This window comes from Gloeotrichia echinulata CP02, assembly GCA_038087035.1.
Taxonomy (GTDB): Bacteria; Cyanobacteriota; Cyanobacteriia; order Cyanobacteriales; family Nostocaceae; genus Gloeotrichia; species Gloeotrichia echinulata.
Genome location: CP051187.1, coordinates 1,057,237 through 1,070,829 on the forward strand (window position 1 = coordinate 1,057,237; position 13,593 = coordinate 1,070,829).

General features: G+C 44.3%; 12 protein-coding genes and 1 pseudogene. 6 read left to right on the forward strand and 7 right to left on the reverse strand.

Annotated elements, in window-relative coordinates:
* Positions 1-73 precede the first annotated feature (73 nt).
* On the reverse strand, positions 74-331 hold the full coding sequence (locus HEQ19_04790; GenBank protein ID WYM03260.2) for a PAS domain-containing protein: 258 nt from the start codon (positions 329-331) through the stop codon (positions 74-76).
* Positions 332-854: 523 nt separating this feature from the next.
* On the opposite strand from HEQ19_04790, the gene HEQ19_04795 reads away from it, so the two are divergent.
* The 4 genes and pseudogenes from HEQ19_04795 to HEQ19_04815 all read left to right on the forward strand — a co-directional run bounded on the left by HEQ19_04795 (position 855) and on the right by HEQ19_04815 (position 5,981).
* The gene (locus tag HEQ19_04795; GenBank protein ID WYL98932.2) at positions 855-2,762 is read left to right on the forward strand and encodes a cytochrome c peroxidase; all 1,908 of its coding nucleotides are present in this window, start codon (positions 855-857) and stop codon (positions 2,760-2,762) included.
* 184 nt (positions 2,763-2,946) lie between these two features.
* Positions 2,947-3,510, forward strand: coding sequence for a Uma2 family endonuclease (locus HEQ19_04800; GenBank protein ID WYL98933.1), 564 nt, complete (start codon positions 2,947-2,949; stop codon positions 3,508-3,510).
* A gap of 201 nt (positions 3,511-3,711) precedes the next feature.
* Positions 3,712-3,876: pseudogene (locus HEQ19_04805) on the forward strand (ATP-binding protein).
* 722 nt (positions 3,877-4,598) lie between these two features.
* A complete protein-coding gene (locus HEQ19_04815) occupies positions 4,599-5,981 on the forward strand; it encodes a tetratricopeptide repeat protein (protein WYL98934.1) in 1,383 nt (460 codons plus the stop codon).
* 493 nt (positions 5,982-6,474) lie between these two features.
* Here the strand turns inward: HEQ19_04815 and HEQ19_04825 are convergent, their stop codons facing one another.
* From HEQ19_04825 to HEQ19_04835, 3 genes are all read right to left on the reverse strand, one after another.
* Positions 6,475-6,693 carry a type II toxin-antitoxin system HicB family antitoxin gene (locus HEQ19_04825; GenBank protein ID WYL98936.1) on the reverse strand — a complete coding sequence of 73 codons (219 nt, stop codon included), beginning with the start codon at positions 6,691-6,693 and terminating at the stop codon, positions 6,475-6,477.
* A 78-nt stretch (positions 6,694-6,771) separates the two neighbouring features.
* On the reverse strand, positions 6,772-7,110 hold the full coding sequence (locus HEQ19_04830; GenBank protein WYL98937.1) for a XisI protein: 339 nt from the start codon (positions 7,108-7,110) through the stop codon (positions 6,772-6,774).
* The gene (locus tag HEQ19_04835) at positions 7,095-7,553 is read right to left on the reverse strand and encodes an element excision factor XisH family protein (GenBank protein ID WYM03262.2); all 459 of its coding nucleotides are present in this window, start codon (positions 7,551-7,553) and stop codon (positions 7,095-7,097) included. Before HEQ19_04835 ends, HEQ19_04830 begins: the two co-directional genes overlap by 16 nt.
* A 115-nt stretch (positions 7,554-7,668) precedes the next feature.
* Between HEQ19_04835 and HEQ19_04840 the strand changes: the two genes are divergently transcribed.
* Complete coding sequence (locus tag HEQ19_04840; GenBank protein ID WYL98938.1) at positions 7,669-8,238, forward strand: Uma2 family endonuclease; 570 nt, start codon at positions 7,669-7,671, stop codon at positions 8,236-8,238.
* Positions 8,239-8,287: 49 nt separating this feature from the next.
* Here HEQ19_04840 and trpE read toward each other — a convergent pair whose 3' ends face one another.
* The 3 genes from trpE to HEQ19_04855 all read right to left on the reverse strand — a co-directional run bounded on the left by trpE (position 8,288) and on the right by HEQ19_04855 (position 13,020).
* Positions 8,288-9,802 (reverse strand): anthranilate synthase component I, encoded by a 1,515-nt coding sequence (gene trpE, locus HEQ19_04845; protein WYL98939.1) that lies wholly within the window; start codon positions 9,800-9,802, stop codon positions 8,288-8,290.
* 138 nt (positions 9,803-9,940) lie between these two features.
* Positions 9,941-10,360, reverse strand: coding sequence for a photosystem I reaction center subunit II PsaD (locus tag HEQ19_04850; GenBank protein WYL98940.1), 420 nt, complete (start codon positions 10,358-10,360; stop codon positions 9,941-9,943).
* Positions 10,361-11,010: 650 nt separating this feature from the next.
* A complete protein-coding gene (locus HEQ19_04855) occupies positions 11,011-13,020 on the reverse strand; it encodes a DICT sensory domain-containing protein (GenBank protein ID WYL98941.1) in 2,010 nt (669 codons plus the stop codon).
* Between the two features lie 354 nt (positions 13,021-13,374).
* Here HEQ19_04855 and HEQ19_04860 point away from each other — a divergent pair, with 354 nt between their 5' ends.
* Positions 13,375-13,569 carry a hypothetical protein gene (locus HEQ19_04860; protein WYL98942.1) on the forward strand — a complete coding sequence of 65 codons (195 nt, stop codon included), beginning with the start codon at positions 13,375-13,377 and terminating at the stop codon, positions 13,567-13,569.
* Positions 13,570-13,593 lie beyond the last annotated feature (24 nt).

Genomic DNA, 13,593 nt, shown 5'->3' on the forward strand with positions numbered 1-13,593 from the left:
AAATACAGAAAATAATGGCTATTATTGTATCTCAGGCAGGGTTTCAAGCTGATTATTTAATAAATTCAGCACGCTAAGTACGGAAGAGCCGAATCGTCGAAACCCCTGTAGCACTAAAACGAGAAAACCCTAAATGGTGAGCATCCTGAAAATATGTAGGTAGAATTAGTGCAAGTGTTTGACCAATAATATCTGAGTAATTCCACCCAAACGTGGCTTCAAAAACAGAATTAACATAGATGACGATTCCTTGATGATCGGTAATGATAACAGGTAATTCACTCTTGTCTTTGAGATTTGCGATCGCCGACATTTTATTTCTAATCCTCAATAACTTTCTGATCAGTTTTGTATGTTTTAGCACATATAAACTCAGGTGGGTTATTTCTGGATTTTCAAATTTCCACCACCCAGCGCAAAATAAGCAAGATTTAGTTTGAGAGATAAATCACTACATCCGCCAACCAAGCCCCTCATTTGACAACCGTATAGATTCATCTATAGACCCTACAGGGTACAGCCTTTTTCACGTAAAAGCAAATATAGGTAATCTTACACCAGGAACAAAGTAAAAAATACCAAATTTCTAGGGTGCGTCAGAAAATAATACAACTGCTGCAGCCTAAATATCTAGGACTGACGCACCCTATGAGATCAAAAATAAACTATTTGATTGTGCTATTTACAACATTTAGCTTTTATGTATTACTGTTATATTAGTAACTGCGTGTATAATTTAATAATGCAGCCAAATGATATTTACTCATTTTGTATCCGTCATAACACTTTTAGTGTTATCACTTTGTGTCTTGTATCTAAAATTTCGTGAGAGGCTAGTCTCAAAAAGATTATCAGTGTTTTTGGGAGTTTTCGTCATAGCTTCTGTGGCGATCGCTAGTGGAAATTTTGTGTCGGCGCAACTAAGCCAAAACCCATCCCCCTTAAATGCCATAACTAGTTTTCCTCTGGCTACTCCCGGAGATCCGACTCCAGAAAACCCGCCACTGCTAACGACGGTGGCTGAACCAAGTAATCTCGGAGAATTTGTTGAAGACCAAACAGCCCTACTCAAGCTAGGAAAATCCCTATTTTGGGATATGCAGCTTGGTAGCGACGGTATTCAATCCTGTGCTACTTGTCACTTTCACGCCGGAGCCGATAACAGATCCAAGAATCAAATCAGCCCTGGTCTTTTGGCATCACTCAAAGATACAACCTTCCAAGTAGGTGGTGGTGCTAATTATCAACTCACGGCGGCAGATTTTCCATTTCACAAACTTGCCGATCCTCAAAATCGCACCAGTACAGTTATTTCTGACACTAACGATGTCACCTCATCCCAAGGTGTATTTTATAGTGTTTTTAATAACATTGTTGCGGGTCAATCCGTAGATTCAACTACATCCAAGCCAGATTCAGACGGCTTTCAAGTCAATGGAATTAATGTGCGTCGAGTTGAGCCACGTAATACCCCAACAGTAATTGATGCAATCTTCAACAAACTCCAGTTTTGGGATGGTAGCGCCAAGGAAACCTTCAATGGGGTGAACATCAAAGGAGCCGCAGACCTGACTGCTAAAGTTTACAAAGCGACAAAACCAAACCAACTAACTGCAGTTTCCGTTTCCCTCAACAATTCCTCTATAGCTTCCTTAGTAACCGGACCACAATTGAGTCCATTTGAGATATCTGCAGATGGTCGTACCTTACCTCAAGTCGGTTCTAAATTTCTGCGAAAAAAAGGCCAGAAGATAAAAAGTCTCAGACCTCTAGGTAAACAACTTGTGCATCCGCAGGACAGCGTTTTAGGCTCTGAAAGTCGCTACCCTAAGCCTGGTCTAGATATTGCATCCTATGATCAGCTAATTCGCAAGGCCTTTAAGAAAGAATGGTGGAAGTCAAAGTCAATCATTGAAGTTGACAGTAATGGAACACCAACAATCCTCAGCAAAAATGATGATTATAACGAGAGCGAGGTAGGACAGACTTTACCGACAAATCAGTTTTCGCTTAGGGATTGGAACTTCTCCTTATTCTCTGGATTAGCAATGCAAGAGTATATGTCTACTCTTGTATCTAACCAGACACCTTTTGATAAATTCCAAGCGGGAAACACCAATGCTCTCACCGTCCAGGAAAAAAGTGGTCTGACTGTATTTGTCAATAATGGGGCTAATGGTGGCGGTAATTGTAACACTTGCCATACAATTCCCGAATTCACCAGGGCTTCAGTCAGAAGAACCGCAGGAGTAGCCACAACAGATTCTGGTAATCCGCTCATCAATAGTAACATTAACGGCTTCATCGCTAACTACGGTGTCAGACCAGCCGCAAATGACCCAGGCGCCGGAAACACTATCACATCACTGTTCAAAACACCTGGACTCCGTAACATCGCCTTGACAGCTCCATATATGCATAACGGTGGGATGGCTACCCTAGAACAAGTAGTAGACTTTTACAATCGTGGTCGGGGTGACGACGGTGGACCAGGTGTAGCACCATTGAACTTAACTGATGCTAAAAAAGCTGATTTGGTAACATTCTTAAAAACCGGACTCACCGATCAGCGAGTTCTCCTTCAGCAAGCACCCTTTGACCATCCCCAATTGTTCATCCCCAATGGACATCCCGGTAATCAATTTTCCGTGATTCCCAGTGGTAATACTAATGGAACTCCTACTGCTACCGATCAGCTAGTCGAAATACCACCCGTTGGTAAAAACGGTGTCACTACTCCCCAGCCAAATTTCTTGAACTAGTTCTGTAGGGTGCGTCAGCATTACACATATGTTGTCGGGGCACATTGTCCATTGGTGTCAACTTACAGCAGTTTTCAGGTAAATAGACCAAATTAGGGCACGGCATTGCCGGCGTCCTACTTTGGTCTGTGGTTATTGTCTGAAAAATGCTAAAATTTTAACCAAACAAGGCATTTGCATAGCTATGGCAACCACGCTGCACAAACCAATTACCTTAGCAGAGTTCCTCAAGCTGCCAGAAACTAAGCCTGCTAGTGAATTTGTCGATAATCGCATCTACCAAAAACCAATGCCACAAGGCAAACATTCTCGCTTACAATTAAAACTGTGTAATGCAATTAACCAAGTAGCTGAACAACAACAAATTGCTTTAGCTTTCCCAGAATTGCGTTGTAGCTTTGGTGGTCGGTCAATTGTGCCAGATGTGGCTGTGTTTACTTGGTCAAGAATTCCTTTTGATGCTGATGGGGAATTTGAGAATAGCTTTGATGTTTATCCTGATTGGACAATTGAAATTTTATCGCCAGAACAAAATACAACTAAGGTAATTAGAAATATTCTCCACTGTCTAAAAAACGGCACTCAATTAGGTTGGTTAATTGATCCAGATGAGCGCTTGGTGCTAGTATTTTTGCCGGGACAACAGCCTTTAGAAATGACTGGCGATGATTATTTACCAGTACCAGAATTTTTACCATTGAATCTCACAGTTACACAGGTTTTCGCATGGTTAAAACCTGCTAATTGACCAAACTCAGTATGCACATAAGTAGGTCGGCGCAAATAAACCGTACGGTCGAGGGTCGTCATTTGTCCTTTGTCATTGGTCATTGGTAAGAGTTTCAGGCTTGTTTACTTTTCTTACAGCAATTTTCACGCAATAACCACAGATCTTCGTAGGGGCGCAAGGCCTTGCGCCCCAAAAGCGTGGTCTATTTACCTGAAAATCAAGCGCATTATTAACGCCGACGAATATCGCAGCTTAATGTATAACCGTTGTTTGTTAGAATATCGATATTTGGATGATAATGATGAAATTCAGCGTTGGTATGATATCCATCCCTTAATTCAAGGCGTACCCGAATTTAAAGAAGCAGTCGCAAAACTTCCATAAATGAAGCTCTGAACTCCGTCCACGAGGCTAAAAGCTCCGTCAACGAGGCTAAAAGCTCCGTCCACGAAGCAAAAAGCTCCGTCCACGAAGCAAAAAGCTCCGTCCACGAAGCAAAAAGCTCCGTCCACGAGGCTAAAAGCTCCGTCAACGAGGCTAAAAGCTCCGTCAACGAGGCTAAAAGCTCCGTCCACGAAGCTAAAAGCTCCGTCCACGAGGCTAAAAGCTCCGCTCACGAAGCAAAAAGCTCCGCTCACGAGGCTAAAAGCTCCGTCCACGAGGCTAAAAGCTCCGCTCACGAAGCAAAAAGCTCCGTCCACGAGGCTAAAAGCTCCGCTCACGAAGCAAAAAGCTCCGCTCACGAGGCTAAAAGCTCCGCTCACGAAGCAAAAAGCTCCGCTCACGAGGCTAAAAGCTCCGTCCACGAGGCTAAAAGCTCCGCTCACGAAGCAAAAAGCTCCGTCCACGAAGCTAAAAGCTCCGTCCACGAGGCTAAAAGCTCCGTCCACGAGGCTAAAAGCTCCGTCAACGAGGCTAAAAGCTCCGTCAACGAGGCTAAAAGCTCCGCATCAGGGACGGGTTCATAAAGATCATCAACTATTAACAAGGATATCGCGCTCACCCGCCCCTACGACATCTCCGGTTTTTTTGGAGCTACATATTTTGTGTTTTTTGTCAATGCGTAAGTCCTATAATATTTTTGTAAATAGTAAATATGCTTTTCCATGAACGCAAATCTAGATAATTGGGATGACGATTTACCCCCAGAACCACAAGCAGCCTATCAAGACTTACTCCGCGCACTCAAGCGCAAAACAGGCTTTGGCTTGTATTTTGTCCAATGTACACCCGTGGAAGCAGACAATTTAATTGTCAAACTTCCCCAGGATATTCAGGGTAAGCATATAGAAGTTTTGCGCTTAGTTGAATCGATTGATAATTTATATGAGCGTGTAGCTGAGTTTGTCAAAAATAAGCAAGTTGATATTTTATTGATTAAAGGTCTGGAATATTCTTTATATAAATATGAAAAAAGAACTTATGGCGCAATCACCGAAAGTAGATTTAGTAATTTAGAAAGTGTACCGCATATTTTAAATCATCTCAATCAACACCGAGAACGGTTTAGAGATGATTTACCGTTTTGTTTTGTATTTCTGTTGCGTTCATTTTCCCTCAACTATTTAATTCACCGCGCCGCAGATTTTTTTGATTGGCGTTCGGGAGTATTTGAATTACCCACTACGCCAGAATTGATAGAACAGGAATCAACCCGTTTATTAGATGAAGCAGATTATGATGAATACTTGAACCTCAGCCAAGAACAAAAAATAGAGAAAATACTGGAAATTCAAGACTTACTAGCAGAGCAACATCAGACAGAAAGTCGTAAGGTTAGGTTACTACGTGAACTCGGTAGATTATTAGATTCTGCTAAAGAATATGAAGCTGCGATCGCTTCCTATGACAAAGCCTTGTCCATTCAACCTGATTACCACCAAGCTTGGAACAACCGGGGGAGTGCGCTAGATGATTTAGGACGCTATCAAGAAGCAATCGCTTCCTATGACAAAGCCTTGTCCATTCAACCTGATGACCACCAAGCTTGGTACAACCGGGGGATTGCGCTACGGAATTTAGGACGCTATCAAGAAGCAATCGCTTCCTATGACAAAGCCTTGTCCATTCAACCTGATGACCACCAAGCTTGGTACAACCGGGGGATTGCGCTACGGAATTTAGGACGCTATCAAGAAGCAATCGCTTCCTATGACAAAGCCTTGTCCATTCAACCTGATGACCACCAAGCTTGGTACAACCGGGGGATTGCGCTACGGAATTTAGGACGCAATGAAGAAGCGTTAACGAAGTTCTGCGAAGCGATCGCTTCCTATGACAAAGCCTTGTCAATTCAACCTGATGACCACTATGCTTGGTATGGTAAAGCTTGCTGTTACGCCCTTCAAGGTAATATTAATCAAGCAATTGAAAACCTGCAAATTGCAATTAATTTAAATCCTGAAAAATGGCGTGAATGGGCAAAAACTGACACAGATTTTGATAGCATTCGCGATGATGAGCGGTTTCAGGCGTTGATTCAAGAATAGCTAATGAGCAATTAAACCTTTATAAATCTTCCAATAATGCTTGAAACTGCTCAGGTGTAAGCTCAATTTCTCGGAGAATTTCTCTAATTACTCCCTTCCCGGTCTTTGATTACCTATAATTTCCCTTTTTTCTTTGCGCCTTTGCGCCTTTGCGTGAGCTAAAAATTATTTCGGTAATCTTTCAGCGGTTCGGGAGTAGCGGACGAGCAATATCTCTACCTGGATGATTAGGTACTGTTGTTGTTCTACCATCGGTATGTCTATAAAACAATACAGTTCAGTTAAGGAAAATTGTCGTAGGGGCACGGCACGAATAAAATTGTCATTAGAAGAAAAAATTTTGGATGCCGTGCCCCTACAGTGTATATCATTCGAGCCTAACTGAACTGTATTGGTCTATAAAATACATGACTTCCTTTTTGTCGAACAGGCTCAAAGCCAAGACTGAGAAGTACCTTCTCCATCGTTTTCAAGTTGACAATGGGAAGCCGACTCATACTGCTACCTCAATCTGCTGTAATCCCACGAACTGAGGTAAATCTTCTATTGAATATTGATATTCTTCTAAACACAACTCCAAAACTTCTTTAAGATTGACCTGGAGTTCATCTAAAGTAGATCCCTGAGTATGAGCGCCAGGAATTCCGGGGACAATACCCACATATAATTTGGTTTCTGCATCCCACTCAATATAAGCTGTAAAAGTTTTCATAATTTTATCTTTAAAACTGAACAGTTTAAAACACACAGTATTCTGATCGCTGAAGCAAGATAACTATGATATCGCCAATCACGCCACAGCAAAACCTGTATGTTGTCGTATTTTAGGATGACGAAAACCAAGAACTATATCTTGTTTAGGAACTCCGGCTTCTAGTAAATCAGTGGCGACACCTTCTTCAGTGTCATCGCATTGAATCCATATTTTTTCACCAATTAAACTTAAATGAATCGGTGTAGCATGAAGATATTTATCACCACTCCAACCGATATCCAAAATTAAGTATTGTCCCCGCTCATCATCAAATAAAACTTGAGAGGAATAACCATCGGGTAGCGCAGTGCGATAATCGGCATGATTTTGCAGTATGCTTTTAATAATGTCTTGGTATTTTAATCGGGTATCCATTGCACTATCGCCTCACTTTCATCATCAAAGACAATTAGCTTGATAATTTTGTTTTTAAGTAACATTTGTCCCAATTCTATGGTAAACACGCTGTTAAAGGTTGGTCGAGAAACCGCCAAATAAAGGCTGCGATCGCTCCCCACTTCGTTCAGGATTTGGCGATACAGGACATACTGTCCCAATGCTTGCTCCAAATCTTTTACGTCAGACTGTCCTACAAAACTCTTGACTTCCACAACAATTCTTTGGGTTCCTTTTTCAGCACTGATGAGACGTTCTGCACCCAAGTCCGCAGATAGGCGCTTTTTACCTATTTGCAATGGAAAGGGATCGTGGGTAATTGTCCAGCCATCTTTCTGTAAGGCAAATTTCACAGTGTTGTGGTAAATATCTTTTGCAGGCACAGTAAAATCCAACCACATGAGAATTGCAAGGGGATTCATCTATTCTGACTGTTTTTTAGCACGGATGAGCGATCGCCCCATCACATCACCTCACAACTAAATCTATGACACAATAAACCTATTGTCCCACAAGCAATGTCATCGGCTACCACCTATGGTTTCTACCATCAAGCGTCGCTACACATTAGACGAATATCGCGCCATCGAACAAAAAGCAGAAGCACGCAGCGAATATCGAGATGGAGAAATTGTACCCATGTCAGGAGGAACACTCAAACACAGTCGCATCGGTCGGAATATTTTAACCTATCTTACCTCTGCGCTACGCGATACTCAATTTGAGCCAATTAACAGCGATTTACGGCTGTGGATTCCCGAACATCAGCGCGGAGTTTATCCAGACGTGATGGTTTTTGACGGTGAACCGCAACTGAATGGGGAACGATTCGATGAAGTCTTAAATCCTACACTAATTGTTGAAGTTTTATCACCTTCCACCGCCGATTATGACCGACAAAGTAAATTTCGCATGTATCGCTCAATTAAAAGTTTTAGCGAATATTTATTAGTCGAACAAGATGAACCTTTTATAGAAAAATATAGCAAACAAGCGCAAGGTTGGTTGCTCAGTGAATTTAACAACTTGCAGCAATCTATTACCCTACAATCAGTTGGGATAGAATTACCAATAACAGAAATTTATCGCGGCGTTGTTTTTGAGTAATGCAGTTTTCAGGTAAATAGACCCAACAAAAACCCGGAAATATTTCGATTCAACGCAAACAACGTATCGCGACTAACAAACCCCTCGCCTTATTCAAAGTCTCCTCATATTCCTTCTCAGGGTCAGAATCAGCCACCAAACCGGCGCCCGCTTGCACAGTTACCGTATTATCACGCAATACCATTGTCCGAATTGCTATCGCAGTATTCAATTGCCCTTCAAAATCGTAATATCCATACACACCAGAATACACACCACGGCGGCTAGGCTCTAATTCATTGATAATTTCCATTGCTCTAATTTTGGGTGCGCCACTGACTGTACCGGCGGGGAAGGAAGCTTTGAGTAAATCCCATGCGGTTTTATCTGCTGCTAATTTACCGACGACATTACTGACAATATGCATCACATGGGAGTAGCGTTCCACTACCATTAATTCATCAACTTTGACGCTACCACTTTCACAAACGCGCCCCAAATCATTGCGCCCTAAATCAACCAGCATGACGTGTTCAGCGATTTCTTTGGGGTCTTGGAGTAAATCCGCTGCTAAGGCTGTATCTTCAATGCTTGTTTTTCCCCGTGGACGTGTCCCCGCTATCGGGCGAACTGTGGCGATTATCTCACCATCTGCATCCCGTTCGGCTTTCACCATGACTTCAGGACTCGAACCGATGATTTGCCAATCGAGTAAGTTAAAGAACGCCATGTAAGGCGATGGATTAATCTGGCGCAGGGAACGGTAAAGGGCGAAGGGGTCGCCTGTGTATTCTGTTGATAGACGCTGGGAAATGACTACTTGAAAGATATCCCCAGCTTTGATATAATCTTTTGCCTTTTGGACACTGGCGCAGAATTCTGGGCGGGTGAAGTTGCTGGTGTATTCCGCCGTTGTGGAGGGAGAAACTGCAGATGGGGGCGTCCATGACAATCTGGTTTTTTCGGGCGACAGGGGTAGAGATAGCTTGTCTACCATTTGAGAGACGCGATCGCCTGCTTGTTGATAAGCTACCTGTAAATCAACATTCTCTTCACGTAAATCAGCATAGGCGATCGCCCAAATTTTCCGCTTTACCTGGTCAAAAATCAACAGGTGGTCTACCTGCATCCACAATCCATCCGGGATATTACGCTCATCAGGTGGATGAACTGGCACTCGTGGTTCAATCCAGCGAATCAACTCATAGCCCCAAAACCCAAATAAACCGCCGATTCCTGGCGGTAATTGGGGTAACTTCACTGGGCGATAAGGTGCGACACATTGGGCTAAGGCTGTAAATGGGTCGCCTGCAAACACCACCTGGGAACCGTTGCGCTGTTTCTGGGTTGTACTATTTCCCCTTGCTTCCAACACCCACAGCGGATCGCAACCAACAAAACTATAACGTCCCAGTTTTTCCCCACCTTCCACCGATTCCAATAAAAAGCTATAAGGCTGACCAGCACAAACTTTATACCAAGCTGATACAGGCGTATCCAAGTCTGCGATCAATTCTTGATACACCGGTACAAAATTACCTTGCAACGCTAACTCTTTAAATTCTTCAAAATTGGGAAATATCATAGACACCTGAAGGCTTAAGGGTTAGGGATTAGGGATTAGGGATTAGGGATTAGGGATTAGGGATTAGGGATTAGGGATTAGGGATTAGGGATTGAGAATTGTATCCAGTCCCCAGTCCCCAATCCCCATTACCTAGACCTATGCGTCGTGGGTAGCTTTACCACTGAACTTGAGTTCTGATGCATTGGGATTTTGTCCAATTCGGCGTGGTACATAACGTACTTTCTCACGACCTGCGTTCACTTTTTCAGGGAAGACGCCATCAGCTGGGTGAATTAAAGTAGTTTCGCCGCTGGGCAAAATCCGGTAAATTTTGTAGTCTGTAATTTTAAATTTCCGGAGTTGAGCTCCCAACGCGATACCATATTCTTTCCGAGCTATGTACAGCAGGTTTTCGCCTTGGAGCATGGTAGCAGCGCCACCTGTAGGCAATTCAAATACCTGCTGCTTAGGGCTAGTCCAGGTAATAGCGTACTTTTCTTCCACTTCTGCTTTTGTCAGCAAGCCACCAGTGCTGCCAGCAAATAACGGGGTTTTTCCAGAAAGTGTTTCTGCCATAAAAAAGTAGTCTCTCAACGTTTTTAGGGCATCCTAACACCGCAGACAGCATAATATTGCGATCGCGTTATAGTCTGTAACAGTTTTTAGTCAAGGGTCAAGGGTCAAGGGTCAAGGGTCAAGGGTCAAGGGTCAAGGGTCAAGGGTCAAGGGTCAAGGGTCAAGGGTCAAGGGTCAAGGGTCAAGGGTCAAGGGTCAAGGGTCAAGGGTCAAGGGTCAAGGGTCAAGGGTCAAGGGTCAAGGGTCAAGGGTCAAGGGTCAAGGGTCAAGGGTCAAGGGTCAAGGGTCAAGGGTCAAGGGTCAAGGGTCAAGGGTCAAGGGTCAAGGGTCAAGGGTCAAGGGTCAAGGGTCAAGGGTCAAGGGTCAAGGGTCAAGGGTCAAGGGTCAAGGGTCAAGGGTCAAGGGTCAAGGGTCAAGGGTCAAGGGTCAAGGGTCAAGGGTCAAGGGTCAAGGGTCAAGGGTCAAGGGTCAAGGGTCAAGGGTCAAGGGTCAAGGGTCAAGGGTCAAGGGTCAAGGGTCAAGGGTCAAGGGTCAAGGGTCAAGGGTCAAGGGTCAAGGGTCAAGGGTCAAGGGTCAAGGGTCAAGGGTCAAGGGTCAAGGGTCAAGGGTCAAGGGTCAAGGGTCAATCGGTAATCCCCATGCCCTATTTCCTATTTCCTCTTGACTTTTGACCGCTTTTCCTCTTGGGTAGCCTGAACAATGGGAATGGTAAAATGAAACTGACTGCCCTGGTCTTTGCCAGCTGATTCTGCCCAAATTTCACCCCCCCAGCCGTTGACAATTTGCCGACAAATTGCTAGTCCTAGTCCAGTGCCACTTGTAGTCCGTCGCAAGGCGCCTTCTTCTTGGTAGAAGCGGTCAAAAACGACTTCTAGGCGATTGGTTTCTATACCCCGTCCAGTGTCCGCTACTGTCACCTCGACCATCTGATTGCCGTTATGAGTGGCTTTAATCGCAATTTCGCCTTGTGGGGGCGTAAATTTGCAAGCGTTATCTATCAGTTTTGCTAATACTTCCACCAGCCAATCACCGTCAGCTCTGATCAAAGGGAGATTATCGGCAATTTGAGTCTTGATTTGCGGGGGCTGTTCGGTTCCAGAACGGGTGCGAATGCGGCTGAGTGATAGATCCACACATTCTTTTAAGGCGAGGGATTCTGGATGCCATTCTACCCGTCCGCTTTCTAGGTTGGAAAGTGTGAGGAAATCTTGTACCAGTTTTCGCATCCGTTCTGAGTCGGAAAGGGCGGTGTTGAGCATGATTTGCTGCAACTCTAGGGGCATATCTGGTTCGCTGGCGAGGCTTTCTAGGCACACTTGAATGGTGGATAATGGGGTGCGGAGTTCGTGTCCAGTGATGGCTATAAGGTTGCTGCGGGTGCGGTCAAGGGCTTCTAGTTGTTGGTTAAGTTCTTCTAAGTTGGCGTAAGCTTCGGCTTGAATTAACGCGGCTCCGACTTGGGTGGCGATCGCTTTTACCAAGTCTAATTCCCCTAGTTGGCACTCATGGGGTGGTAGGCTGCAATAGTGTAACTCGACTATGCCCAACAATCGACCCTGATATAACACTGGTTCGATTACCCAAGACCGAATGACAAACTTGCTGGCGATCGCCGTTAGTGCTGGTGAACTGGTAACGCGATAGTCAATCAGGGTGTTGCTAATACAGATCCCCTCTTGTTGTTCCACAACTTCCTGAAATAGAGGATTATTTGCTAATTGCCAAGTTTGCCCACAAATAGATACTATACCCGGCATCAAGAATTCGTGTTCAATGATTGCTTTAGCTTCGGTTGCGTGAGCGCGGTAAATTAAACAACGACCTGCTCCCATGTGTTGTCCCAATTCTTGGGCTGCTACCTCTAGCACTTCATGCGGATCGAGCGATCGCCGAATGGCGGTGCTAATCGAGTTAATTAACCTTTCTTTACGTGCTTGGGCGGTAATTGAACGGTAAGCTTTGTGTAATTTGTACTGACTAGCTTGCAGGTAAGTGACTAAACGTTGCACGAAGGGGTCAGTATCGATATCACAAGCATATTCGCTGATTTGGGCTACGCCTGAGTTGCTTCTGGGTTCACCGATACCAAATCTCTGGCGGGCTTGTGCAATTTTGCCAGCCAGAGATGGTCTATAAACTAAAATCCTGTTTAATAGTAATTCTGCCGCTTTGAGGCTAACCCCCCGCTCCGAAGTCCAAATTCCTTCAAACCTTCGTGCTGTGTCCATGTCTAAACTAGGACTTAGCTCCGGTACTTGCTGATTTTTCGCTATCGAGCCTAGGCTTTCTCGACATACCAGACAAGTAGCATAATTATCAGCAATTACCACCAAATGCCACTCTTGACTTAGGGCATCCTCTGGCTCAAAAGCTACTTTTTCATAGTGTCCCGAGCTATTCCTAAAATCTGTTTCTGGTGCCGATAACACGTATATTTGATTACTTCGTACTGCCAGCCTTTGGTATCGATGAGCTTCTTGACGGTAAAAACGCTCACGTTGGAAGCTAGCAATCACCAGGGGCTGCTCCAAAGTCGCCGCCAAAACCTGATCTTCCATCGCATGGGAAAGGGCGGTTAGTGAGGCCTTGAAATATAGTTGAGGCCGCAGATAGGGTAGGGACTGTAGCAGATCACTCAGCACGGAAATCGGAATGCTCATGAATATGGTTAAAGAGCCAAAATATCGACAAGATCCACGTCACAGTTGCATTGTACAAATTAAGTCGCTCGCCGCAAATAAAGTGTACTGCTCAGAGTCGTCATTTATCCTTTGTCATTGATTATTGGTAAGGATTTCCAGCTTATTTACGTTTCGTAACATAACTGGCAAAGTTGCCCAGTTCTTTAGGGTAGGGTGCGTCAGTACCAATAATTTCTGGCGATGTCAACCAATTTTGGATTTTAGCAGGACTTACGCACTAGGCTATTTGTGGATATCGGCCAAGTGGGCATAGGGCATTGGTTAATTTTTCCTACCCGGCGCCTGTCGCCCCATGTCCAACCCAAACCCTTGATGCGCAGCCAAAGGAGCGATCGCAGTAATCAACCTAATTCAGGTTACAACGGCATATTTGTGCTGTTTGGTCAGTACTTCGACCACGGTCTCGATTTCATTGAAAAAGGCGGCAATATCGGTGCTGATGGACAGAGAGCGAGGATAGTAATCCCCCTGGGGGATTTGGCAACGACATTTTCATCCTGGGTATGATAAAACTTTAAACAAAATATAGTC